A 24,098-nucleotide genomic window follows, 5' to 3' on the forward strand; every position below is an offset into this window, starting at 1 on the left:
GCTCGCCGTTACCCCGATCAGCCGGCCAGGTGGGCGGAATCATTGAACGAACGAAGTGTGATCAGACCGTCGGCGAAGTAGTCGAGCACGCTGATCGACGCCGGATCCAGAAACATCCGGTAGAGCGAGGACATCGGCGCTCGCAATGCGTTGCGGACGAGGAGCTTGATCGGGGTGACGTGACTGACCACCACCACGGTCGCGCCCGGATGCTGCGCGACGAGTCGAGCGCTGGCGGCAGACACCCGCCGGTCGACCGCCTCGAAGGACTCCCCTCCCGGCGGCGCGACGGCCGGATCGGCCATCCATGCTTGCAGCTGTTCCGGCCAGCGCTCGCCCACCTCGGCGAAGGTGAAACCGTCCCACTGGCCGAAGTCGGTCTCCACGACATCGTCCACGACCGTGACCGGCGAAAGGTCGAGGGTCTCGGCGACGATCTGCGCCGTCGTCCGGGCGCGTCGCAGCGGCGAACTCACGACCACGTCGACCGGGCCCAACTGCGCGATCCGCTGCGCCGCGCGCTCGGCCTGACCCCGTCCCTCGTCGGTGAGCGGCAGGTCCGACCTCCCGGCAAAGCGTTTGGCCAGAGTGTGTTCGGTGATGCCGTGCCGCAGCAGGATCAACCGGGTCGGCGTGTCCCCCGGCGGCAGCCACGCGTTCTGTGGCCTCGGCTCTCGGTCCGGTTTACCCGCCAGCTCTGGCGTCCCCCGTCCGTCCGCTGCGGAGTCCATCGCCTCGTTGGCAAGCCGATCGGCCTCGGCGTTCTCGGCCCGCGGAATCCAGGACAGGCTTACCGCCTCGAAGGAATCGACGAGCGCTCGGGCGCGAGCGTGCAGCGGGCGCAGGCCGTCGTCGTTGACCTGCCAACGTCCGGAGACCTGTTCGATGACGAGCTTGGAGTCCATCCGGACCGTGACTCGACGCGCGCCCAACTCCTGTGCGGCGCTGAGACCGGCGATCAGACCCCGGTATTCGGCGACGTTGTTCGTCGTGACGCCGAGGAACTCGCGGACCTCGGCGAGCACCGTCCCCGCCTCGTCACGGACCACCGCTCCGTAGCCGGCCGGACCCGGATTTCCCCGCGATCCGCCATCCGCCTCGACGACGACTGAAGCGACCGAATTCACAGACCCGACTCGTCGGTTCGAACCAGGATGCGGCGGCAGTTCTCGCACCGCACGACCTGGTCCATTTTGGCGGCGCGAACCGCCGACAACTCGCTGCCGGACAGTTCGATGCGACATCCTTCGCAGCGACGCTGGCGAAGCATCGCCGCACCGACTCCGCCGTTGGCCTCGCGCACCTTGTCGTACAGGGCAAGCAGGTCAGCGGGGATCGTGCCGGCCAGCTCGCCACGCTGAATGCCGCGCTTGCCGATCGCGTCGTCGATTTCGGCGAAGACCTCGTCGCGGGCGGCTTCGGCGGCGGAGCGCTCGGTGTTGATGACGGCCATGGCGCCGCTGAACTCGCTGACGCTCGCGTCCGCCGTCTCCCGGGATTCCATCAACTCCAGCAGCTCGTCTTCCAGGACGCCCTGCCGGCGGCTGAGTGAGGCGACTTCGTGCTGCAGCCCGGAGATCTCCTTGGCCGGTACCCCCGCGGACGTCATCCGCGCCTGATCCTTGTCGGCCCGCTGTCGCACGGTGTCGATGTCGGCCTCCAGCCGGCGCTGCTCGCCGGCAAGGTCGGCGACCTGGGTCTCGGCCTCGACCAACTGGGCGCGTACCTCCGCCGCCCGGCGGTCGCAGTCGGCGATGGTGGCAAGCTCGGGCAACGTGCGCCGCCGGTGGGCCAACTGGTTCAGCGCGGTGTCGATGCCCTGCAGGTCGAGCAGGCGGAGCTGGACGAAGGGGTCTGCGATCACGGCTACACCCTAGTGTCCGGTACTACGTCGTCCCCCGCCTCCGCCTCCGACTGTGCCGCCGACGGGACGTGGGCGGTCCAGGGGTCGGTGACGGTGCCGGAGATCAGCACCTCCACGGCCGGGCCGAATCGGTCCCGCAGCCGGGCGGCGGCGACATCGAGCCAGGGACGTTCGGTCGCCCAGTGCGCCGCGTCGATCAATGCCATCGGTTCCTCGTCCATGCCGCCTCCGTCCCATCGACGCTCTGGGACCGCCTCGACCGTGTCGTGATGTTTGAGGTCAGAGGTCAGGTAGACGTCGGCTCCGGCCGCGCGGGCCGCCGGGATGAACGGACTCCCGGAACCACCGCAGACGGCGACAGTCCGGATCGGACGGTCGGCGACCCCCGCGACGCGAAGGCCCCAGACGGTGGGCGGCAGGACCGACGCGGCGTAGCGACCGAAGTCGGCCAGGGTGACGGTCGCGGGAAGTTTCCCCAGCCGTCCGGAACCGGTCGGGCCGGCGAGTCCGGGCTGTTCGGTCAACTCGAAGGCCACTTCTTCGTACGGATGGGCCCGGCGCATGGCGGCGATGACCGCCGACCGGAGCGGTCGCGGGTAGACCATCGACAGCCGGATCTCCGGCTTGCGGGTGACCACTCCGACCTCACCGTCGAAGGGCTCGGCGCCGGGAAGCGGCCGGTAGGTTCCGGTTCCCTCGACCGAGAACGTGCACTGGTCGTAGTCGCCGACCGCTCCGGCTCCCGCAGCCGACAGGGCCTCGACCAGCTCGTGCAGATGGTCCGGCGGCACGAAGACCGTCACGTGATCGAGCGCGGGTGAGAGGGCCGGCACCAGAGGCCGGATGTCGGTCAGTCCCAGGCGCTCGGCCAAAGCCTGCGAGACGCCGAGGCGCGCGGCATCGGCGTTGGTGTGGGCGACCAGGTGGGCGATGCCCGCCTGGATCATGCGGTGAACCATCGCGCCCTTCGGCGACGTCGTCGCGACCGAGTGCACCGCGCTGAACAGCAGCGGGTGATGGGTGATGAGCAGCTGCGCGCCGCGCTCGATCGCCTCGTCGACCGTGGCCGGGACACAGTCCACCGCGAGCAGAACCCGCGCGACCTCCTCGTCCGGGTCACCGCAGGTCAGCCCCACGGAGTCCCAGGATTCCGCCGTATCCGGCGGGTACCACTCGTCGAAGGAACGCTTGAGCTCGTTGACGCTGGTCATTGGGCGAACCTACCTGGCCCCGCGCGGCGGCCGGGCCGTCCGTGCACCGACCAGGAGTGTGACATTCGGGTTAAGACCCTGTTCTCTGGGGATCGGCTGTGTCACGATTCGCCTCATGCTTTTTCTCGACGGGGGCGCCGGCCTGATCCTCCTGCTGCTGTGGTTGTTCTGCTTGATCGATGTCATCACGACCGACGCGGACCGGTGCCGCAACCTGCCCAAAGTGGTCTGGGTGCTGATCGTGGTTCTGTTGTTCGACATCGGGTGCATCGCGTGGTTGGTCGCGGGACACCCGTGGGATTCCCGGAAAACTTCAGGCCTTGCCTACAAGGGAAACAAGGGCCGGGACCTCTCGAGCCGCTACCCCGAATACGAACGTCCGGGCCGGTTCGCCGCGACGAATCCGGACGACGACGACGCGTTCCTGGCCGAGGTGAAGGCCCGGGCCGAGCGCCAACGCGAGGCGTATCGGGCCCAGCGATCCGAGGAACTTCGACGGGAACAACAGCGTCTGCTCGGCCGCGAGAACGAACACGGCGACGACTGACCCACTGACCGCGTGTCATTCGAACACACGGGCGATTGTGGCGTACCCTCTTCGGCATGAGCGTCGCGCTGCAGCATTGCCTGTGGGCGGAGTCGGCTGACCCGGCTCCGCAGCCGCTGGTCCCCGGCCTCACTCGCCAGCACCTGTCCGAGGGGGCATGGGTGGATCTGCGACGCGGCTGGATGGACGGCGCCGACGCCCTGTTCGACGACCTGGCCGGCAGCGTGGACTGGCACGCGGAGCGACGTCCGATGTACGAGCGGGTCGTCGACGTGCCCCGGTTGCTGGCCTTCTACGCCGAGCAGGTACCGCTTCCGCACCCCGCGTTGGTGCAAGCCAAGCGGGTACTGGACGAGCACTACCAAGACGAACTGGGCGAGCCCTTCGCCACCGCCGGGCTCTGCCTCTACCGGGACGGCCGGGACAGCGTGGCCTGGCACGGTGATCGGATCGGCCGCGGGTCCAGCCACGACACCATGGTCGCGATCCTGGTCCTCGGTGCCCCCCGTCCATTGCTCCTGCGGCCACGAGCGGGCGGTCCGAGCCTGCGCTTTCCCCTGGGCCACGGCGACCTGATCGTGATGGGCGGCAGTTGTCAACGCACCTGGGAGCACGCCATCCCCAAAACCGCACAGCCGGTCGGGCCGCGCATCAGCGTCCAGTTCCGTCCCCGCGGCGTCCGGTAACGATCAGCGGTCCGCGAGCCGGCGGACGAACTTGAGCCCCGACCACGTCTCGTCCACGGCCGCGACCTTGACGTCCACGAGCCCCGCAGCCAGGCCGATCTCGCGGACGATGTTCTCTGTCAGCGTCGTCGCCACCCCGGAGGCCTTCTTCGGCCACGAGATCCACAATTGGCCCGCGGTGGTGATGCGGTCCCGCAGGCCGGGGAACTCGGCTTCCATCGCGGCGGCGTCAACGAAGAACGCATGCAGCCATTCCACCTCGCCCGTCCCGTCACGCTCAGGGGCGTGATCGGGCAGCAGCCGCTCGTAGTCGTCCGGAGGGTGGACCACCGCGGTTCGGGGAGGCGCGGTCCCCGAAGCGCTGACCAGCCCCAACTTGCGTTCCAACGGCGTCGATGAGTACCCGGCCACGTGCGAAGTATCGCCGATCCGGCGGCGTACCGTTGGGGTACCAGCGGTACCCCGAACGCCGACTTCCACGCCGGCCTCATCGTTGGAGATTCCCGAACTCGCCGCGCGTGCGGCTGATCGTGGTGTGCAGCGATGTCCATTTCCGAACCCATTGCCTCCGTCCTGACGATGCCCTCCGCTGGTGATCCCGCCCCCGCCGCTGACGGGAACACGCGTATCCAGCTGCGGGCCGACTACGTCCCAGGTGAGCCCTTCGGTGGCTGGTGGCCGCGATCGCGTTCGCTGGCCGAGGAGCTACCGGCGGTCATCCGGGCGCTGATGGTCCGCGGGTACGACATCCGGCGCGTGACGTACAACATGGCGGCCTGGGACCAGAACCCGCCACGCAAGCTCGTCGTCGACGGCCGCCTCGTCCGGCTCAGCGGGTTCCGCACTCAGGCAGCCGACTCGATCGTCCTGATCGACACGACGGCGTGGGACACCGGGACGTTCCCGCGCCTGGAAGTGCTCGTGATCCCGCCGACCGAGTCCGGACCGACCGCCGAGCGCGCGGTCGAGTTGGCAGGCCGAACCGGTCAGCGCTGGACCGCCTCAGACACCATGCAGTGACGGACCCGAGCACGTGAGCGACTGGCGCAACCACCCGGGAGTCCGAACGGGCGAGCATCTGACCACGGGTGAACGCGCGGCCGACCTGGTCCGTAACGGGATGGGGTCGTGGCCGTTCGTCTTTGCCTTCCTGGGTTTCATGGCAATCTGGGCCGGCCTGAACGGCTCGCACGGGTTCGATCCCTACCCCTTCATCCTGCTGAATCTCTTCCTGTCGATGATCGCGGGACTGCAGGGCGCGATCCTGCTGATCTCGGCCAAGCGCGCGGACTCCATCAGCAGCCAAGTTGCGCTCCACACGTTGAGCAACACGACCACCCTGAAGGAACTGATCGAGGCCAACACCGTGCTCACGGCGTCGGTGTCGGAACTCGCGACCCAGATCCATGCGCACGTCTGCCGGCCCGGGGACGCAGTCGGTGTCGGTGTCGGTGTCGGTGTCGGTGTTGGTGTCGGTGTTGGTGTCGGTGACGGTGACGAGATCAGGAGCGGGGCCGTCGTTGATGCCTACGGCCGTCGTTGATGCCTACGGCCGTCGCTGACCACCGCGGTTCGCGCGCAACTTTGGCAACCTCAACGTGGACCGGCGCGCAACAAGACCGAGCCCAACTGGATCGGCGTCCCAGGGGAACACCAGCCAACTGATGTGGGATTACTCGTGCATCGGTCAGGCACACAGGATGATGGCCGATGTGGAACGTCTCACCGTGCGAAACGGTGAAGCTCGGCACTGGAAATGGATTCGGGTTCCAGCGCTGGCGCATACTCTGTCCCGACCAGTGCATTTGCCGCCTCGTTACGCCATTGCGCGATGAGCTCCAGCGCATCAGCACGCGATGCGCCGCGAATGGAAAGCACACGCGAGTCCCGTGCCCGTTCCCACGCCAGCCGCTCCTCCGACGGCGAGTACTTAGCGTAGGTAAGCACGCCCGAGCCGTTGACAATTTCGGAAAATCCGCGCTCGTCCCCGCTGAGAAGCCGGCAATACGCTTGCGCCTCATACGAGTAGTCGTCGGGCACGGTGCGCATGCCCGCAATGCGACGCACACACTCCTCCTCGGAAGGAAATGCACGCAACGCCTCCGCGACCACCGCTTCAGCTGTGCGCAAGCTCGATGGGTCCCCCTCGAAGTCGCCCAAATGCTCATTCAGGCCGATACCGAGCCAGGAGCTCGCGCCGACGAGGGGGTTCAACACGGTCATGAGGCGAGGCCCAGTGCTATACGGTCGCCCGTCAGCTAACACCGAGCGAAGAACAAAGACCGAGGGCAGAAGAAACACCTGGCGACCGCTCAGGACCGTCGAGTCAACGACTTCCGCTTCTGGCCGGACCCCGAGAACTGATCCACTGGACCTACGAATCGGGGTCAGGCCACCGGGCCTCCTCACGAGGGCGCTCAACCGGTTCGATGGCTCGAGACGAGCGAGTCAACCCGCGAGGCTCTCCTCGCGATTGTCGATCAAGTTCTCGCTCCGCCACCCCGATAGCGGCTGCAGGATTGACCTTTGGCTCGGCATCGGCATCCCCCTCGCCTAACGCGCCACCGTCCAGCACATAGATAACGCTCGCAGTCGATTCTTATCGGCAACCGGCCGCGCTATCGGCCCGTGCTTAGCGGTCTCGTGCCATTTGCATCGCCGCCCGATATCCGTTCAACTCATTGTTGTATCGGCGCTCACGACGAACGAAGGCATCGACGCCGCCTTCCATGATTTTCTGAATGTCCTTACGGACAAGGTCGTCTTCGATTGCTCCTAGGTGTGGGTGGATCACGCCATCAGCATCCGTTGACGTTCGGATTTGGACGCCGTCGCCGATATTTTCGAGCACCACAACGCGCTCAGCATCGGCGTTGACAGGGATGTTGGCGTTGTGGGTCACAACAACAAGCTGCCGAGTCCATCGACTCGTACGTAGCTGTTTTACAACTAACTGAGTGATCCACTCGGTATCGAGATCGTCCTCGGGTTGATCGAGGACGAGCGGCTCGACGCCGTGATGGAGAACGAAACTCAACATCGCTGCGCTCCGCTGTCCAGGTGAGCCAGCGGTGAGCGCCTCCCACTGTTCACCCACTTGCCGACCAGTTGCCGCCCGCCGGAACTCCATCGTCACGACCTCGTCCGGAACCTCAGCTGCAAGCCGAGTCCGGACGATCGGGTCGAGCTCTCGCAGCCGTGCTGACCAAGGACCCCTCAGCCGCGCAACTCGCGAGATTGCGGCGAAGTCTCCACTGACGCAAGCGTCTCCCCACATTCTCGCTCTTGCATCCCGTTGGGTAGCGTCCAGCCACAGCCACTCTGCAAGTTCCGGCACGTCTTCGATAAAGCCGTCGGCACGCAGATTCAACAGATGTCGGACGGCTCGGACCCACGATGTCGTGTCCGCGTTGCGGTCGAGCGTGAACCGCAAGATTCCACTCTGCTCTGCTACGCCGTTCAACAGCGCCTGCCTGCGCTCGTGACGCCGCTCGTATAGCTCACTCAGCGCAGTCCATGCTGCAGTTTCCGATGCTTCTAGATCAGTTAGCCCCTCGGCGCGTCGGGTGAGGTCAGCGAGCTGTTCAGTCTGTTCGCGAAGCTGTTCGCGAACCTGTCCATAAGCGTCGGGGTCGAGTCCGAGCGCCGCGAGCTCCGCTGCGTAGGCCTCAGAATCGACCTGCGCAGCCGAAACCTGCGCTTGCCAAGCTGACGCCATACGACGGGTTGAGAGGCGGGAAATCTCTTGGGTCGCGGCATCTGCGGCAGCAGTCACAGAGGCGCGAAGAGCCTGCCGGAGCTGGTCTAGCTCGCGTACCGGGCCGGCCCGGTCATCTTGGTCGTCGCCCGGTGCAACTTCGACGAATGTCGCCGAAAATCTGTTGGCAATGTCATCACGCAGCCCCTGAATCGATGACTCAGTAGAAGCGATAGCCGCGTCCAACTGTGCGGACTCATCGAGTAGGCGATCGTTGTTCGTCCTTCGAGCCCGGTTGGCTTCATCGTCAAAGGCAGCAACTTGCCGTTGAAGCTCATCAACGCTGTCTCGCACTTGAGCCGCCCTCGCGACTGCCGCGCGTTCGTTTTGATGGAGCCGAGAGGCTGCCGTCCAGGTGGTGCGCAGCTGGTCGACCTCGACGTCGTATGTGCTCGCCGAACGCGCACCAGCGGTGCCCGAGAAGATCTCGTCATCGACGAGAGCAAGGATGTTCTGAGACGTCGCATGGGGATTGTCAGACGATGAGGCAGACCTCTCGAACAGCTCCTTCTGACTCACGACGCGAACCTTGAAGTCAGTCGGCGTCCGTCGATCTCCAAGGCGGAGCGTGGTCGAGCCGTCTGTCGCTGTCCATGTCGCCGCCTGCTCCTCTTCGCTGTATGCCAGGCGGTGCGCCGAGCGAACGGTCGCATTTGGAAACACAGCTGTCTCAAACTGGCGCGCCTCGGTGCGTGCTTGTGATGGGAGGCTCTCGAGGTCACCGTAAAGTGCCCGGAGCGCAGCTACAACCGTCGACTTTCCGGATCCGCGACCGCCTATCACGACCGTGAGACGTGGGTCCAGGTCGACTTCCAAGTCGTTCGGAGTCGTAGTCGCCCCGGCCAGCGCGACTCGCCGCACCCACGCGTGGGTCACAGTGTTCGGCGTCAGATCAGTCCCGCGGTACCGAGGGTCCCAGTCGCAGACGATCCGAGCATCGTGATCAAGGAACGATTGCCGCATCGCTTCAAGCGTTGGACTCTCCATTCGGATCCACGTGAAGCGTGTTCCGATTTCATCGAGCGCGTACGCGTCACTACTCGCAACGAACGCGAGACCAGGCAGACAAGGGAAGTCGCTTAGTTCGCGACGAACAAATCGAGCCTTCCATGACGTCGCGTCACTCAGCGCTTCGTCTATGTCACCAACATCGACGGCTACCAGCCGATCATGATGCATCGCCTTCCAGCGCAAGCTCCCTGAGACCGTGTTCCGGCTCGCGAGACCGTTGTCATTGAACGCGTGCGGAGCAATCACGAGGTAGTCGTCAGGTAGTGCATCGAGGATCTGCGGAACGGTGTACGGCGACGGTGCTGGTTCAGTCGGCTGGCTCGGATTGAACAACGGATGGTCGCCACCGAAGCCACACGCGCCAAAAAGCAGTTGCTGCAAGTCCTCGCCGGAGCGACCGGGTGCGCCAAAGATGATGAGATGTACTCCGTCGGCGCCCGTAGCAGACGTGACTTCGAACCCTGGAAAAACTACGACGCCATGGCGAAATCCTGCGGCCACCATGTCGTCGATCCACCTCACGCTGTTGTGGTCGGCGAGGACGAGAACCTCGATGCCGGCGGCTCTCGCCGCTTCCATGTATCGGTCACAGGCAGCTACGCGACCGGCTTCTGTGGTTATGTCCCAGTTTGAGCTCGGCCCTCGGAAGCGAGGCTCCCCCGGAGTCGCTACCTGCAGATCGCATTTCCACCAGCGACTCACCGTGCCTCCACAACTGCTCGAATTCAGCGATCAGGCGGCACGGTACCCCGAGCGTCGGACAGATCAAGCGTGTCGACCGGCGAGCGTTGACGCCGGCCACTCAGACAGCGGCTACCACGAACTCTTTTAACGGATTGAGGTCATACTCCCAGAACACCAAGACCCCACCGTCGCGGGCGGTCTTCAGACTTGCGAGGTCGAAAACGCCATCCAGGACCACGGCGGTAAGGACCTGATTTCCGAAGGCCGAACGCCAGGTCTGAGCCTTGCCTCCGACCTCGCGGTTTACGCGCTTCCATCCGTTCTTCGGCCCATTGCTCACCTTGCACTCAATCGCCATAAGCCGACCATCGTGAAGCCGCGCAGGTACGTCGCACTTCGCGCCAGCAAGAAGACGTTCCCTGCTGTATGTGCCGCGTGTCATCGCGTCAGCGAACTGTGCTGGAGAACGGCTTGGATCGAACGTGAGCCCAGCTTCCTGTAAGGCAGATCCGACCGCGGCTTCCTGACGTTTTGAAGACTCGGAGCGTTGTTGAGTGCCGAGGAACTGCGCTGCCCAAAGGCACGTCGTTGCCAAAACTGACGCATCGAGCTCGACGGGCGTTGGGTCTCTGCTCTGTTCGACCCATGGAAATCGAACTGGATCAACGACGTCCACTAGAGCGAGTGCTGCCTCGTCGGCCAACTCAGCTGGCACGCGTCGGAACTTCGGCCCCCCGACCAACGTCCAGAAGTCCTCCTGACTGACTGGCGGGGCACACACGTACCGGAACATCTGCCAAATCTCAGGGTGGTCCCGAAAGATGTCTCCGGTGATCTGTCGAAGGTTGCTTGACAGCGCAAGCCCACGGCGGACCTGCGGCTCAAGATGGCGACAGATCAGTCCGAACGCCTTCGGCCCGGCCTCTCGTCGTCGAGCACGGGACCGCGCTTCACCCTCATTGCGAGCAGCAAGAAGCTGCTCATCAGTCCACTCGGGCGCGGGTAGTAGTGCCACATGGCAATCGTGCCGTCGACAAGCAGACGAGCACCGCTGATCTTCCCCGTGTCGGCGATTACACTTGCGGCCGAACTCGTGTTCGATGACCCGCATTGACACGGTGCTCGGCCAGCGTATAGCGGACACGAGCCTCAAGAGCGTCTGGCCAAGGCGGCGATACCGGCGGTTTGGACGCGCGCCCGCGCGCCAACTCCGCTCGGAGTGTGTCACCCAAAGCTGTTGCCATTTCAGCCTGAACAGCGTTTCCAATCTGCCGGAACTTAGCTGCTGCCGTTCCCATGAAGGCCCAATCGTTCGGAAATCCTTGAAGCGCCGCACACTCACGCCATGTCAGGCGACGAAGCCGCCCCTCCCCATCGCGGATCCAGTCAGGCGTCGTGGCAGCTCGAACCGTCCTCGCGGGCAGGTCGGTGTCGGCAACGAAGCTGTCCTGTCGGTAGCCCCAATGTCCGCTTGGCCGGTTCGACTCAACCTTGCCACCCGTGCGTAGTCCTTTCCCGGGCTCCAGGCACTCAAGCTCCGCGGCTCGCACACCACTCGGCCGAACCACTTCAACCTCGTCGGGCGCCGGTAGCTTCGCGAGCAGTGATCTCATCGACACCCATGGTTTGGTACCGCTGCTCGCGTCGGAGTATCGGGCGTGCGTCGGGGCCGGCCATGGGGGCAAGTGATGATCCGAGCTGGCGAGCAGGACCAGGCGCACGCGACGTTGCGCCGCCCCATAGTCAGCCGCATTCAAGGTGGCGATTTTGCTCGCGTATCCAATGTCCTCAAGGTCGGCCTGGATCGACCGGAGAACCTCTCCGGATCGGCCGTTCGGTCCGACGGCAGTAACAAGACCACGGACGTTTTCAAACAACACATACCGAGGCTTGAGCTCATAAATGAGTCGCAACATGTGTCCGATGAGCTGACCCCGTGGGTCCTCTAGCCCTCGCTGGTGTCCCGCCGAAGACCAGGGTTGACATGGTGGGCCTCCGGCCAAGAGATCAGGTCGCCAAGTTGCCCGGGCACGCGTAGGGCGGAGATCAGAGGCTGTCAGCTCTCTAACGTCGGCCTCAATGAGCCGTGTGTTGGACATGTGCGTCACGCCCAGCCGACCAGTGACGGGGATGGCCAGGTCCTTACTTGTCCGGAGCGTGCTCATGCTCGCTCGGTCGAAGTCCGTAGCCGCAACCACTTCCCAACCGGCACGCTCAAGCCCTAGATCAAGTCCGCCAGCCCCAGCGAAGAGGCTGACCACCGACAGCGGCCTAGTCACGTTCATCTCGCGGCCTTCGACCGGTCCGAGGTTAGTAGTCCGAGCGCGATCAGCTCGCCGGCCATGTCCGAGAGGGACTGACCGGATGCAGATGCGCTAGATTGCAACTGAGCTGCGACATCGGCGTCGAGGCGGACCATGACCGGCCGGCGTTCGCCGCGCCAATTTGCGTGTTTGCGGTGAGGGCGCCGCGCTTCTTCAGGCATGACCAAATCTTGTAACACGAATCTCGATCCATCTGGGAGGACACGCCGTTCAGGCTTCGTCCCCAGTCTTACCGCTACCCACCGACACTCTGGCCGCTCCCCTGGAACAGAGACCCCATGGAACGAGACCTAGCCGAACGGGGCGATCGAATCGGCGATCGCGCCGTCCAGCTCGTGGTAGCCGTTCTCCGCCAGGAAGGACGACAGGAAGATCTTGAGCAGATCTGACGTCGGTCGTCCGAGGTCCCAGGCCTGAAGCTCCGACGTCCCATAGCCAGGCGATGGGCAGAAGGTTGTCGGTCGTCCACAAGGCGGCCCGGCGTCCGGCCCGGAAAGACGAGGTTGTTCCAGCTCGGCTGACTGCCTTCGCCTGCCCGGCTGTACATGCTGATGCCCTCCCTGCGGCCGGAATCCACATCATCGATCGCGACCCATCGACGCAGATACGACTCGCCGATCCCGAGATCCTTCGCGATCTGCGGCACCGACTGCTCACCTCGACTGGCCAGGTCCACGGCACAACGCCGGAACTCCCGCGGCTTAGCTACAGGCATTGACAGACTCCTTCCGGAGACGGTGATCGCCTCAGAACAGGTGATGTCCCCCCGGTTCTCAGGACTCGCGTGTTGAGAGACTGACGCTGCTTGGTGATCCGGAAGGAGCCATGCAGTGCTAAAGCCTTACCCGCCCGAGTTCCGCCGTCGGGCGCTCGACCTAGTTGCGTCCGGTCGTACGGTTCGCGACGTCGCAGCGTCGTTGGGGATCGCCGAGAGCTGTCCTGGCGCTCCAAGCGATCACCGCGGGATGTCCTGAGCTGCGCTGTGTGGACTGCCGCCGCCCTTGGCGACGGCGCCTACTTCATGTCGCCGATGGGACCGTCACCCGGCGACCGCTCGGTCCAAACTGCAGTTGCTCGGCCGAATCCGAGCCCGGCGTCGTCCTCGACCCATTCATGGGCGCCGGGACGACAGCCATGGCCGCCGAGAAGCTCCGGAGGGAATGGGTCGGGATCGAGCTCAGTCCGGCCTTCGCCGAAGAAGCAGCGGCCCGACTAGCGGCGGCGCGCGAAGTTGCCGAAGGGCGAGCGGCATGACGCATCCGTCTCGAGCGCCAGACGCATTCAGGACTCGCTCGCGCGAACCAACGATCAGCTCGCACTTGGTGCTCAGCGGCTCCTCGACTGCATTCGTCTGATTGCTGACCTTGCCAAGCTCTACACGGAGGGTTCCGACCAACTTCGCAGAAATCTGAACCAGACGTTCTTCCAGCACTTCTACGTCGATGACTCTGAAGTAGTCCGAGTTTCGGGCAGCGAGCTCTGAGAGCCCTACGGCGAACTGAGCGAGGCCGGCCACCGCTTCCACACGTCTAGGTACGAAAAAGGCCCCGTTCTTATGAACGGGGCCCCTTCGGCTAGCTATGGCAGGAAGACTGCCAATTCGTATCCGTCTCTCGACCTCATCCGAACGGTCGTTGGTTCGAGTAAGCCGGAATCGGTGGGCGCTACTGGGATCGAACCAGTGACCGCTCGGGTGTAAACCGAGTGCTCTCCCGCTGAGCTAAGCGCCCGTCTCCGGACCCGCGGAATCTGCCGCGCGCCAGGCAACCGTGCAAGGGTACCGGCATCCAGCACATCCCTGGGACGTACCGTGTTCAGGTGCTCTCCACCCTGCGCCAGCGCCGCTACTACGGCCTGATCGCGGCGTGCCTGGTGGTGGCGACGGTGTGCCTGCTGGCCGGCACCTGGCAGATCGCGCGATTCGATCAGAAGCGTTCAGCAAATCACCTGCTGCGGTCCAACAACGGTGACCCCGCCGTCGACGTCAGCGCTGCACTGGGCCCGGTCGGCTCCGCGACGAACACCGGAAAGACCGCGAGGTTCCGGCACGTCACCGCCACCGGGACCTACCTCCGCCAGCACGAGGTGCTGGTACGCGGGCAGACCGTCGGTGACTCCGGCAACGAGGACAGCGCCGGGACGGGGAGCAGTGTCGGGTACCTGGTCGTCACTCCCCTGCAGACCAGAAACGGGATTCTGCTGATCGTGCGGGGCTTCATCGAACAGACCGGCAGCGCGGCTGATACGCCGAAGGCGCCCGCCGCACCGACCGGGACGGTGACCGTCGAAGCGCGCCTGGAACCGGCGTCGATCAAGCCCGACAAGCTCGGCAAGCTACCCGGCAACCAGGTCGACTCGCTCAACGTGGCCGACACCGCGGCCCGGCTGGGCGCGCCGGTTTGGAACGGTTACGCCGAACTGTTGTCCGGCCAGCCGGGCACTGCGGGTCTCATCGCGATCCCGAACCCGAGCATGTCCAACCCGGCCGGCGGTGCCCAGGTACCCCAGCACGCCGCCTACGTCGTCCAGTGGTACCTCTTCGCGGGTCTGGCGCTGGCGCTGCCCTTCGTCCTGGCCGCGGCCGAGCGACGCCGGGACGCCGATGCCGCCGATGCCGCCGATGCCGCCGAGGACGATCAGGTCGGCGCCCCTGACCACGCCGCGGTGCCCCCCGGTGGCCCGGTGGCCGGGACGGTCTCGCGTGCGGGCGGCTCAGCACCCAAACCGACATGGCGGCAGCGCCGCGCGGCGCTGGACGATCGGCTGGCGGGCCGGCGCTGAGAGACCGGCTGTTATCCGACCGGCGCGCCGAGTTCGGAGATCGCGTCCAGCCATCGCTGGGGATCGCGTCCGAAACCGATCTCGTTCACCTCGGAGAACCGGATGATGCCGTGACGGTCGATGAGGAAGGTGCCGCGGTTGGCCACGCCGACCTCGTCGTTGAACACGCCGTAGGCCTGCGCGACCGCCCCGTGGGGCCAGAAGTCGGACAGCAGCGGGAAGTCCAGCTCATCGCGCTGGGCGAAGATCTTGTGCGAGTACGAGGAGTCGATCGACACCGCAAGAACCTGCACCTCGTCGCTGACGAAGGTGTCGAGGTGCTTGCCGATCTGACCGAGTTCACCAGTGCAGATGCCGGTGAAGGCGAAGGGGTAGAAAACCAGCAGCACGGCTTTCTGCCCAGCGAAACGGGACAGCGAGACGACCTCGTTGTTCTGGTCCCGGAGCGAGAAATCCGGCGCGAGCGAACCAACCGGCAGGGCGTCGAGGCCCGGCGAGTTCGTCATCGGCGCTCCCCGCGGGCCTTGTCGTTCACCTTGGCCCGGCGGGTCGCCAGGCGCGCGGCGGTCCAGTCCGGAGCAACCGGCAGGATCGAGGTCTGGGACAGCCCCGCGGTCGGGGCCGCCTCGGAGATGTCGGACGGCTCGACGTAGCCGGACCGTCCACGTTTGGGGGTCAACAGCCAGATGACGCCGGTGTCGGCCAGCGGGCCGATCGCGTCCACCAGCGCGTCCACGAGATCACCGTCGTCCTCACGGAACCACAGCAGGACGACGTCGACGACCTCGTCGGAGTCCTCGTCCACCATGTCGTCGTCGAGTCGCTGCTCGATCGCATCGCGCAAGTCGTGGTCGACGTCATCGTCGTAGCCCAACTCCTGCACGACCATCCCCGCCTCGATGCCGAGGCGGTCCACCACCGTGGTCGTGTTGTCCCCGGTTCCGGGGGTGGTGCTCACTGCCAGCCTCCAAGCGGGTCAGCCGCGATTTGTGTCGTGGCCGTCAAGTCAGTCGGGTCAGTCGGGGTCTGTTTGACCAGTGCTGATCCTTGCGTACGTGCTTGCGGTAGATAACCACACTCCGCTGACGATGCAACATCGCTGGTGTACCCGCGAGTAAACATCTCATGTCACAGCAGTCGGGGTGAGGGGGGACACTGGTATGCGACACACTGCGTCGCAGCGCCTACCGGCGTCTCGCGGAGCGAATGGAGAACGAGCTTGACCCGTGATCGCTACAGCATCATCACCGACGGTTTGCCCAACCAACTGCCCGACATCGACCCCGGCGAAACCCGCGAGTGGATCGAGTCGTTCGACGCCGCGATAGACGCCGACGGCCGGCAGCGTGCCCGCTTCCTGATGCTCAAATTGCTCGAACGCGCCCGCGAACGCCAGGTGGGCGTGCCTGCGCTGCGCAGCACCGACTACATCAACACGATCCCGCCCGAGCGGGAACCGTGGTTCCCGGGCGATGAGGACATCGAGCGTCGCATCCGGGCCTACATCCGGTGGAACGCGGCCATCATGGTCAGCCGGGCCAACAAGCATCTGGGCGTCGGCGGCCACATCGCGACCTACGCCTCGGCCGCCTCGCTGTACGAGGTCGGCTTCAACCACTTCTTCCGGGGCAAGGACCTCGCCAGCGGGACGGGCGACCAGGTCTACTTCCAGGGCCATGCCGCGCCCGGAATCTACGCCCGCGCCTTCCTAGAGGGCCGCCTCACCGAACAGCACCTGGACGGGTTCCGCCAGGAGAAGTCCAAGGCGCCCTTCGGCCTGTCCTCCTACCCCCACCCGCGCCTGATGCCGGACTTCTGGGAGTTCCCGACCGTTTCCATGGGCCTGGGCCCGATCGGCGCGATCTACCAGGCTCGCTTCAACCGCTACCTGCAGGCCCGCGGCATCGCCGACACCTCGCAGTCCCACGTCTGGGCCTTCCTCGGCGACGGTGAGATGGACGAGGTCGAATCCCTCGGTGCCATCGGGGTCGCCGCTCGGGAGGAACTGGACAACCTCACCTTCGTCATCAACTGCAATCTGCAGCGGCTCGACGGCCCGGTGCGGGGCAACGGCAAGATCATCCAGGAGCTGGAGTCCTACTTCCGCGGCGCCGGGTGGAACGTCATCAAGGTCATCTGGGGACGGGACTGGGATCCGCTGCTTGCCCAGGACCGCGACGGGGTGCTGGTCAACAAGATGAACACCACTCCGGACGGGCAGTTCCAGACCTACACGGTCGAGTCCGGCGCCTACATCCGGGAGAACTTCTTCGGCGGTGACCCCCGGCTGCGCAAGATCGTCGAAGGCATGCCCGACGACGAGTTGCGGTTGCTGTCCCGCGGTGGGCACGACTACCGCAAGGTCTATGCCGCCTTCGCCTCGGCGCGCGCGCACGTCGGTCAGCCGACCGTCATCCTGGCGCACACGATCAAGGGCTGGACGCTGGAAAGCTTCGAGGGCCGAAACGCCACCCACCAGATGAAGAAGCTGACCAAGACCGACCTGAAGGCCTTCCGCGATCGGCTGCACCTGGAGATCCCGGACTCGGCTCTGGAGGGCGACCTGCCTCCGTACTACCACCCCGGCGAGAAGTCCGACGAGATCAGCTACATGCTGGAGCGGCGCGAGGCCCTGGGCGGATCGTTGCCCAAGCGGATCAACCGAGCCAAGCCACTGGCACTGCCGGGTGACGAGGCCTACGCCGACCTGAAGAAGGGATCCGGCAAGCAGCAGGTGGCGACCACCCAGGTCCTGGTTCGGTTGTTCAAGGACCTGATGCGGGACAAGGAGATCGGCAAGCGGTTCGTCCCGATCATTCCGGACGAGGCACGGACGTTCGGCCTGGACGCGATCTTCCCGACGGCCAAGATCTACTCACCCCACGGCCAGGAGTACGACGCCGTCGACCGCGACATGCTGCTGTCCTACAAGGAGTCGGTGCAGGGCCAGATCCTGCACGAGGGCATCTCCGAGGCCGGCTCCACCGCCTCGCTGATCGCCGCCGCCACGGCGTACTCGACCCACGGCGAGCCGATGATCCCGTTCTACATCTTCTATTCGATGTTCGGGTTCCAGCGGACCGGTGACCAGTTCTGGCAGCTTGCCGACCAGCTCGGTCGCGGGTTCGTGCTCGGCGCCACTGCAGGCCGGACCACCCTCACCGGCGAGGGCCTGCAGCACGCCGACGGGCACTCGCTGCTCATCGCCTCGACCAACCCGGCCGTGGTGGCCTATGACCCCGCCTACGCCTACGAGATCGCGCACATCGTGCAGGACGGCCTTCGGCGGATGTACAGCGACACCGAGCACCACCCGGGCGGCGAGGACGTCTTCTATTACCTGACCATCTACAACGAGCCGATCAGCCAACCGGCCGAGCCCGCGGATGTCGACGTGGACGGCATCCTGCGCGGGATTCACCGGGTGTCGCCGGGCCTGGGCGAGGCCGGGCGGCCGCGGGCGCAGGTGTTGGCCTCCGGGGTCGGCGTGCCGTGGGCGCTCAAGGCTCAGGAGATCCTGGGTCGGGACTGGGGCGTTGACATCGACGTCTGGTCGGTCACGTCCTGGAATGAGCTCCGTCGCGAGGCACTCGAAGCGGACGAGTTCAACTTCCTCAACCCGGGCGAGGAGCCGCGAACCCCGTACGTCGTGAACAAGCTGGCCGGTAGCGAGGGTCCGTTCATCGCGGTCTCGGACTACATGCGGGCAGTGCCGGACCAGATCGCTCAATGGGTGCAGACCCTGGGACGGGACTGGTCGTCGCTGGGCGCGGACGGGTTCGGTTTCGCCGACACCCGTGGGGCGGCGCGGCGCTTCTTCCACATCGACGCCGAGTCGGTCGTGGTGAACGTGCTGGCGCAGCTGGCCAAGCGCGGCGAGGTCAAGCCGGAGGCGGCCAAGGAGGCCCTCGAGCGCTACCAGCTGCTCGACGTCTCCGCGGCCGAGGCCGGCTCGGCGGCCGGCGACAGCTGACCCCGCCTTTCGCGGCCCCTCCCGCCTTTCGCGGCCCGAATAATCGCGACACGCCGATGGCGATGATCATTCGGGCCGCGAATGCCTAAGCGAGGGCCGCGGAGAGACCGGTCAGGACGGCGCCGAGCGGTGCGTCGATCCGCACGTCGGCCAGGCTGTCCCCACGCGTCGGGCCCGCATTGACGATCGCGATCGGGATCGAAAGCGACGCCGCCCGCCGGACGAAGCGGAAGCCCGAGGCGACGGTCAACGACGATCCGAGCACCAGCAGGCACCGGCTCCCCGCGACCAGCTGGTAGCACGACGCCACCCGGGCCGCGGGCACGGACTCGCCGAAGAAGACCACATCCGGCTTGAGCGGACCGCTACCGCAGACCAGGCAGTCGACCGGCCTGAACCGTCCGATCATCGCGTGGTCGAGGTCCACATCGCCGTCGGGCTTGACCGCGCTCACATCGGTGCGGCGCGCCTCGGCCAGCCAGCCGGGATTCGCCTCGTCCAGTCGGGTCTCGAGTTCATCCCGGGCTGAGAACGCGCCACAGTTCAGACAGATGACCCGATCCAGTGAGCCGTGCAGCTCGATGACCTCGCGGGCGCCCGCACCCTGATGCAGGCCGTCGACGTTCTGCGTGATGATGCCGGACAGCACGCCGTGGCGCTGCAGCTGCGCTACCGCACGGTGCCCGGCGTTCGGCTGCGCTCGGGCGATCATCCGCCAACCGACGTGGCTTCGGGCCCAGTACCGCTGCCGGGCTTCCCCGCTGGCGGTGAACTCCTGGAACGTCATCGGGGTCGCTGGACGGCTTAGGCCGGTCGGCCCGCGGTAGTCCGGGATCCCTGACTCGGTCGAGATCCCCGCGCCGGACAGGATCGCGGTCTCACCGTCGCCCACCAGGCCCGCCAGGGCATCGAGGCCCGCCCGGACGTCCACATCGAGTTCTTCAAGCGGCGACGCGGTCACCGGTCCAGGGTAATGACCGGACGGTCAGTCCAGACCCGAGAGCATCTCCCAGGCCAGCAACTCACATCCGGTGTCCGTCCGCAGCGTGATTGCGGCCGGGTCGGTGAGACGGACGGCGTCCCCCGCACCCAGTCGAGCCCCGCGCCGGGGAGCAGCCGAACCCACCGAGCCAGCCGAACCCTCCAAGCCAGCCGGACCCTCCAAGCTGACCTCACCCCGGGTGACGAACAGGTGCACCAACGGCGCTGAGACGAGTCCGATCGATCCGCCCGGTCCGAGCCGGACGGCAGACAGCCCCGCCCCCGCTTGGCTGAGCTCGATCGGGGCGAGTCCGCGGTGCCGGGCCAGCCCCGAGGCAACGGGCGTCCAACCCGACCTGTCCCGGTCCAGCGCGTCGTTCAGATCGGCCCACTGATAGCTGGGTTCGTCCCGCTCGCTCGGCAACCACATCTGTACGTACCGGACCGGCTCGTCGGCGGCGTTGCGCTCGCTGTGGACGATGCCGCGCCCGGTGCCCAGGTACTGGACCTGACCCGGTCCGACCGAGTTCGTTCCACCGACCGGATCGACGTGGCCCAGCCGGCCCGACACGACCCAGCTGACGATGTCGAGCCGAGCATGAGGGTGCTCGTCGTATCCCGCGCGGGGTTGCAGAACGTCCTCGTTGTGCGCCAGCAGAAGGCCGAAGGACGTGTTGTCCGGGTCGTAGTGGGCACCGAAGGAAAACGAGTGCGCGGTGTCGCGGCCCGCACCCACCGTGCGGCCACGATCGCGGCCGCGGCGTAGCTCGACAGTCCCCACGAGCGTTCACATTAGGGTGGCGGCGTGCAGGTCTCCCCCAGCCAGGCGACGGTGCGCCGGATCGAACAGAATTCCGGCACCCTGGCCACTCGGAGTGTGGCGCGCATGGACGAGGAGCTCGCCTGGTTCCGTCGGCTGCCGCCCGATCAGCGCTCCTGGGTGACCCTGGTCGCGCAGGCCGGCATCGCCTCGTTCGTGGAATGGCTTCGTTCGCCGGATGAGGTCCTGCGGCTGACCGGCGAGGTGTTCGGGACGGCTCCGCGCGAACTGGCTCGCCGGGTCTCGCTGCAACAGACGGTCGAGCTGGTGCGGCTCACCATCGCCGTTGTCGAGGAGCAGGTCCCGCGGCTGGCCGATCCCGGCGATGAAGAGGCCGTCGCCGACGCCGTGCTGCGCTTCTCCCGGGAGATCGCCTTTGCGGCGGCCCGCGTCTACGCCAGCGCGGCCGAAGCGCGCGGGGCCTGGGACGCCCGGCTCGAGGCGCTGGTCATCGACGGCCTCGTACGCGGCGTGGACGTCGACGAGTCCGGCTCCCCTCTGACCCAGCTCGCCGCCCTCGGCTGGCGCAGTGAAGGGGCGCTGACCGCCGTCGCCGGTTCGCCGCCGGCCGGACGCAGCGCGGTGGACACGATCGACGCGGTCCACCGAGCAGCGCGACGCGCCGGCTATGACGTGCTGGCCGGGGTCCACGGCGGTCGCCTGCTGGTGCTGCTCGGCGGCATCGGCGGCCGCAACGCTGACCGCGCCGAGGACGGGATCGAGGCCGCGGGTGCACTGCTCGAGGAGTTCGGCCCGGGCCCGGTCGTGGTCGGCGGCCTGGCCGGTCAGCTGGCCGAGGCCGGCCGGCTCACTGCCGTTGCCCTGAGTGGTTTGCGCTCAGTGGGTGGCTGGCCGGCCGCCCCGCGACCGGTGTCCGCCGACGATCTGCTTCCCGAGCGCACCATCGCTGGGGATGCAGGCGCCCGGCTGCAGCTCATCGACACCGTGTACCGCCCGCTGGCCGAGGCTGACCTGGCCGTACTGGAGACGGTCGTGAGCTACCTCGAACACGGCCGCTCGCTGGAGGCGACGGCCCGGGCGTTGTTCGTCCACGCCAACACGGTTCGGTACCGGTTGCGGCGGGTCGCGGAGCTGTGCGGCCAGGCGCCGACGGAGGCCCGGGGCGCGTTCGCCATCCAGCTGGCGCTGGTCGCCGGACGGCTCCATGCCGCCTCCTAGCGGAAACCTCATGCCGAAAAGGCTTTCATCAGCGATGATGTACCGGGTCTTTAGAGGATCTCTACAAACAACTGGAGGTAACACTGTGCGTGCCGCGATCGCCGCGCAAGGTCACAACAAGGCAACGTCATCGTTGTGATCGCCGTACTCGCTCCCGGACAGGGATCCCAGACACCCGGCATGCTCGCTCCGTGGCTCGAGCTGGACGGGGCTGAGGAGCTCATCGGCTCCTTCTCCGAGCTCGCCGGCCTCGATCTGCGTCGACTCGGCACCACCGCCGACGCCGACGAGATCAAGGACACCGCGGTCACGCAGCCGCTCATCGTCGCGCTCGGGCTGCTTGCCGCCTCCGGGCTGAGATTGTCCGGCGAGGTCGTCACCGCCGGCCACAGCATCGGCGAGGTCACGGCTGCCGCGGTGGCGGGCGTGCTGAGTCCGAACGAGGCGCTGGCGTTCGCCGCCCGGCGCGGAGCCGAGATGGCCGCCGCCTGTGCCCTGGTGCCGTCGTCGATGGCCGCCGTCCTGGGCGGCGATCCCGATGACGTCGTCGCGGCGATCCTGGCCGCCGGCCTCACCCCAGCCAACCGCAACGGGGCCGGCCAGATCGTCGCTGCCGGTGCGGCCAACAAGATCGCCGCGTTGCTGGACAACCCGCCCGGCGGCGCGCGGGTCCGGCCGCTGCAGGTCGCCGGTGCCTTCCACACCGAGTTCATGGCGTCCGCGGAGGAGAACCTGCGATCCGTCGCCGCCGCTGTCGACCCCACGGACCCCGTCCACACCCTGCTGTCGAACGCCGACGGGACCGCGGTCTCGGACGGGCGGACCGTGCTGGCGCGGCTGGTCGCCCAGGTCACGCGCCCGGTGCGTTGGGACCTGTGTCTGAGCACGCTGGCCACCCTGCAGATCGGGGCGGCGATCGAACTGGCGCCGGCCGGCACGCTCACCGGAATCGCCAAGCGAGAGCTAAGCGGCGTCGAGTTGCTGGCCGTCAAGACGCCCGCCGACCTCGTCAAGGCGCAGGAGCTGCTCGACGAACACGGCGCGGCCGCCCCGGTCACCGGCGGTGCGTTGTGACAAGCCCGAGCAAGGGGATCTTCACTCGGGTGCAGGGACTGGACGAAGGTGAGACCGTGGTGGGTGGCGGCCGCATCGGCACCATCCGCACCGATCGGGACGAGATCGCTGTGGTCGCACCGGCCTCCGGCGTGCTCGTCGAGTGGCTCAAGCACGACGGGGACATCGTCGGCGCCGGCCTACCGGTGGCGCGTCTCTCGACCGGAACGGAGGGCTGACCCCATGCCCATCACCACTCCTGCTGGACCCGCCGGTGCGCGCATCGTGTCCCTGGGCCATTACCAACCGGACTACGTGGTCACCAATCACGACCTCATCGCCCGCGGTGTGGAAACCGACGACGAGTGGATCAAGTCACGCGTCGGGATCGCCGAGCGTCGCTTCGCCCAGCACGAAAGCCTGCTCGACATGGCCGAGGCCGCCTCGAGCAAGGCGATCGCCAACTCCGGAATCCCCGCCAGCGACATCGACCTGGTCATCCTGGCCACCTGCACCCAGCTGTTCGCGGTACCCAACGGCTCGGCCGAGCTGGCCCATCGTCTTGGCATCACCTCGCCGGGGGCCTACGACCTGAACGCGGCCTGCGCCGGTTTCGCCTACGCCGTGGCGGCCGCCAGCAGCGCGATCATGACGGGCCAGGCCCGCAACGTCCTCGTCGTCGGTGCGGAGAAACTGTCGGACTGGCTGGACTTCACCGACCGCACGACCTGCATCATCTTCGCCGACGGCGCCGGTGCCGCCGTGATCACCGCCAGCGACGAGATCGGCATCGGCCCGGTGGTGTGGGGCTCGGACGGTGCCAACGCCACCGCCATCTCGACCCGTCCCGAAACGCATGCGCTCATCCAGGACGGCCAGACGGTCTACCGGTGGGCTACGTCCACCGTCGGCGGGGTCGCCTTGGAGGCCTGCGAACGCGCCGGGGTCAGGCCGGACGAGCTGGCCGCCTTCGTGCCGCATCAAGCCAATCTGCGGATCATCGACATGGTGGCCAAGAAGCTCGGCGCCACCAACGCCGCCATCGCCCGGGACATCGTCACCTCCGGCAACACGTCCTCGGCCTCGATCCCGATCGCCTGGTCGAAGATGCTGGAACGCGGCGAGATCCCGTCCGGCCGCCCTGTTCTCATCGTCGGGTTCGGGGCCGGGCTCACCTACGCCGGGCAGGTCGTGCTCTCGCCCTGAGTCCGTTCGCTTCCTCGCGGC

General features: G+C 66.7%; 23 protein-coding genes and 1 tRNA gene. 11 read left to right on the forward strand and 13 right to left on the reverse strand.

Translation table 11 applies throughout. From position 1 onward, the window contains the following. Window positions 1-17 precede the first annotated feature (17 nt). From M6D93_RS13425 to M6D93_RS13435, 3 genes are read right to left on the reverse strand one after another with little or no spacing between them, the layout of a single operon-like run. Window positions 18-1,127, reverse strand: coding sequence for a bifunctional RNase H/acid phosphatase (locus M6D93_RS13425; protein ID WP_249769790.1), 1,110 nt, complete (start codon window positions 1,125-1,127; stop codon window positions 18-20). Continuing rightward, window positions 1,124-1,864 (reverse strand): zinc ribbon domain-containing protein, encoded by a 741-nt coding sequence (locus tag M6D93_RS13430; RefSeq protein ID WP_249769791.1) that lies wholly within the window; start codon window positions 1,862-1,864, stop codon window positions 1,124-1,126. The genes M6D93_RS13425 and M6D93_RS13430 overlap by 4 nt, the downstream gene beginning before the upstream one ends. 2 nt (window positions 1,865-1,866) lie before the next feature. Then, a complete protein-coding gene (locus M6D93_RS13435) occupies window positions 1,867-3,075 on the reverse strand; it encodes a Nif3-like dinuclear metal center hexameric protein (RefSeq protein ID WP_249769793.1) in 1,209 nt (402 codons plus the stop codon). Between the two features lie 115 nt (window positions 3,076-3,190). On the opposite strand from M6D93_RS13435, the gene M6D93_RS13440 reads away from it, so the two are divergent. Both M6D93_RS13440 and M6D93_RS13445 read left to right on the forward strand, forming a co-directional pair. Next, a complete protein-coding gene (locus M6D93_RS13440; protein ID WP_249769794.1) occupies window positions 3,191-3,622 on the forward strand; it encodes a PLDc N-terminal domain-containing protein in 432 nt (143 codons plus the stop codon). A 56-nt stretch (window positions 3,623-3,678) separates the two neighbouring features. Beyond that, the gene (locus M6D93_RS13445; RefSeq protein WP_249769795.1) at window positions 3,679-4,308 is read left to right on the forward strand and encodes an alpha-ketoglutarate-dependent dioxygenase AlkB; all 630 of its coding nucleotides are present in this window, start codon (window positions 3,679-3,681) and stop codon (window positions 4,306-4,308) included. Window positions 4,309-4,311: 3 nt separating this feature from the next. Here the strand turns inward: M6D93_RS13445 and M6D93_RS13450 are convergent, their stop codons facing one another. Next, window positions 4,312-4,719, reverse strand: a complete 408-nt coding sequence (locus tag M6D93_RS13450) for a hypothetical protein (RefSeq protein ID WP_249769796.1) — start codon at window positions 4,717-4,719, stop codon at window positions 4,312-4,314. 132 nt (window positions 4,720-4,851) lie between these two features. Between M6D93_RS13450 and M6D93_RS13455 the strand changes: the two genes are divergently transcribed. Both M6D93_RS13455 and M6D93_RS13460 read left to right on the forward strand, forming a co-directional pair. Next, a complete protein-coding gene (locus M6D93_RS13455) occupies window positions 4,852-5,328 on the forward strand; it encodes a DUF5994 family protein (protein ID WP_249769797.1) in 477 nt (158 codons plus the stop codon). A 13-nt stretch (window positions 5,329-5,341) separates the two neighbouring features. Then, complete coding sequence (locus M6D93_RS13460) at window positions 5,342-5,851, forward strand: DUF1003 domain-containing protein (RefSeq protein ID WP_249769798.1); 510 nt, start codon at window positions 5,342-5,344, stop codon at window positions 5,849-5,851. A gap of 179 nt (window positions 5,852-6,030) precedes the next feature. Here M6D93_RS13460 and M6D93_RS13465 read toward each other — a convergent pair whose 3' ends face one another. The 4 genes from M6D93_RS13465 to M6D93_RS19655 all read right to left on the reverse strand — a co-directional run bounded on the left by M6D93_RS13465 (window position 6,031) and on the right by M6D93_RS19655 (window position 12,045). Continuing rightward, window positions 6,031-6,531: a hypothetical protein gene (locus tag M6D93_RS13465; RefSeq protein WP_249769799.1), complete on the reverse strand. Its 501-nt coding sequence runs from the start codon at window positions 6,529-6,531 to the stop codon at window positions 6,031-6,033. Window positions 6,532-6,940: 409 nt separating this feature from the next. Then, on the reverse strand, window positions 6,941-9,778 hold the full coding sequence (locus tag M6D93_RS13470) for a TrlF family AAA-like ATPase (RefSeq protein WP_347343491.1): 2,838 nt from the start codon (window positions 9,776-9,778) through the stop codon (window positions 6,941-6,943). Between the two features lie 100 nt (window positions 9,779-9,878). Continuing rightward, window positions 9,879-10,871, reverse strand: coding sequence for a XamI family restriction endonuclease (locus tag M6D93_RS13475; protein WP_283818583.1), 993 nt, complete (start codon window positions 10,869-10,871; stop codon window positions 9,879-9,881). Then, on the reverse strand, window positions 10,834-12,045 hold the full coding sequence (locus M6D93_RS19655; protein WP_430667193.1) for a DNA cytosine methyltransferase: 1,212 nt from the start codon (window positions 12,043-12,045) through the stop codon (window positions 10,834-10,836). Before M6D93_RS19655 ends, M6D93_RS13475 begins: the two co-directional genes overlap by 38 nt. Before the next feature lie 1,173 nt (window positions 12,046-13,218). Here M6D93_RS19655 and M6D93_RS19530 point away from each other — a divergent pair. Beyond that, window positions 13,219-13,338: a hypothetical protein gene (locus M6D93_RS19530; RefSeq protein ID WP_347343492.1), complete on the forward strand. Its 120-nt coding sequence runs from the start codon at window positions 13,219-13,221 to the stop codon at window positions 13,336-13,338. A gap of 404 nt (window positions 13,339-13,742) precedes the next feature. On the opposite strand, the gene M6D93_RS13480 is transcribed toward M6D93_RS19530, so the two are convergent. Then, window positions 13,743-13,814: transfer RNA gene (locus M6D93_RS13480), tRNA-Val, on the reverse strand. Between the two features lie 88 nt (window positions 13,815-13,902). Here M6D93_RS13480 and M6D93_RS13485 point away from each other — a divergent pair. Continuing rightward, entirely contained in the window at window positions 13,903-14,865 is a 963-nt protein-coding gene (locus tag M6D93_RS13485) for an SURF1 family protein (RefSeq protein ID WP_249769801.1), read from the forward strand. Window positions 14,866-14,876: 11 nt separating this feature from the next. Here the strand turns inward: M6D93_RS13485 and M6D93_RS13490 are convergent, their stop codons facing one another. After that, on the reverse strand, window positions 14,877-15,371 hold the full coding sequence (locus M6D93_RS13490; protein WP_249769803.1) for a peroxiredoxin: 495 nt from the start codon (window positions 15,369-15,371) through the stop codon (window positions 14,877-14,879). Beyond that, window positions 15,368-15,823 (reverse strand): DUF3052 domain-containing protein, encoded by a 456-nt coding sequence (locus tag M6D93_RS13495; RefSeq protein WP_249769805.1) that lies wholly within the window; start codon window positions 15,821-15,823, stop codon window positions 15,368-15,370. The genes M6D93_RS13490 and M6D93_RS13495 overlap by 4 nt, the downstream gene beginning before the upstream one ends. 261 nt (window positions 15,824-16,084) lie before the next feature. On the opposite strand from M6D93_RS13495, the gene aceE reads away from it, so the two are divergent. Next, complete coding sequence (gene aceE, locus M6D93_RS13500) at window positions 16,085-18,838, forward strand: pyruvate dehydrogenase (acetyl-transferring), homodimeric type (RefSeq protein WP_347343493.1); 2,754 nt, start codon at window positions 16,085-16,087, stop codon at window positions 18,836-18,838. An 85-nt stretch (window positions 18,839-18,923) separates the two neighbouring features. Here the strand turns inward: aceE and M6D93_RS13505 are convergent, their stop codons facing one another. Then, window positions 18,924-19,799, reverse strand: a complete 876-nt coding sequence (locus tag M6D93_RS13505) for an NAD-dependent protein deacetylase (protein WP_249769806.1) — start codon at window positions 19,797-19,799, stop codon at window positions 18,924-18,926. 24 nt (window positions 19,800-19,823) lie between these two features. Beyond that, a complete protein-coding gene (locus tag M6D93_RS13510; RefSeq protein ID WP_249769807.1) occupies window positions 19,824-20,600 on the reverse strand; it encodes a pirin family protein in 777 nt (258 codons plus the stop codon). Window positions 20,601-20,624: 24 nt separating this feature from the next. Here M6D93_RS13510 and M6D93_RS13515 point away from each other — a divergent pair, with 24 nt between their 5' ends. The 4 genes from M6D93_RS13515 to M6D93_RS13530 all read left to right on the forward strand — a co-directional run bounded on the left by M6D93_RS13515 (window position 20,625) and on the right by M6D93_RS13530 (window position 24,077). Beyond that, on the forward strand, window positions 20,625-21,818 hold the full coding sequence (locus tag M6D93_RS13515) for a PucR family transcriptional regulator (protein ID WP_249769808.1): 1,194 nt from the start codon (window positions 20,625-20,627) through the stop codon (window positions 21,816-21,818). A 135-nt stretch (window positions 21,819-21,953) separates the two neighbouring features. Beyond that, a complete protein-coding gene (locus tag M6D93_RS13520) occupies window positions 21,954-22,892 on the forward strand; it encodes an ACP S-malonyltransferase (protein WP_249769809.1) in 939 nt (312 codons plus the stop codon). Continuing rightward, window positions 22,889-23,110 (forward strand): biotin/lipoyl-containing protein, encoded by a 222-nt coding sequence (locus M6D93_RS13525; RefSeq protein ID WP_249769810.1) that lies wholly within the window; start codon window positions 22,889-22,891, stop codon window positions 23,108-23,110. The genes M6D93_RS13520 and M6D93_RS13525 overlap by 4 nt, the downstream gene beginning before the upstream one ends. Window positions 23,111-23,114: 4 nt before the next feature. Then, complete coding sequence (locus tag M6D93_RS13530) at window positions 23,115-24,077, forward strand: beta-ketoacyl-ACP synthase III (RefSeq protein ID WP_249769811.1); 963 nt, start codon at window positions 23,115-23,117, stop codon at window positions 24,075-24,077. The last annotated feature ends 21 nt before the right edge of the window (window positions 24,078-24,098 follow it).

Origin of the sequence: Jatrophihabitans telluris (assembly GCF_023516435.1) — a bacterium.
Lineage (GTDB): Bacteria > Actinomycetota > Actinomycetes > Mycobacteriales > Jatrophihabitantaceae > Jatrophihabitans_A > Jatrophihabitans_A telluris.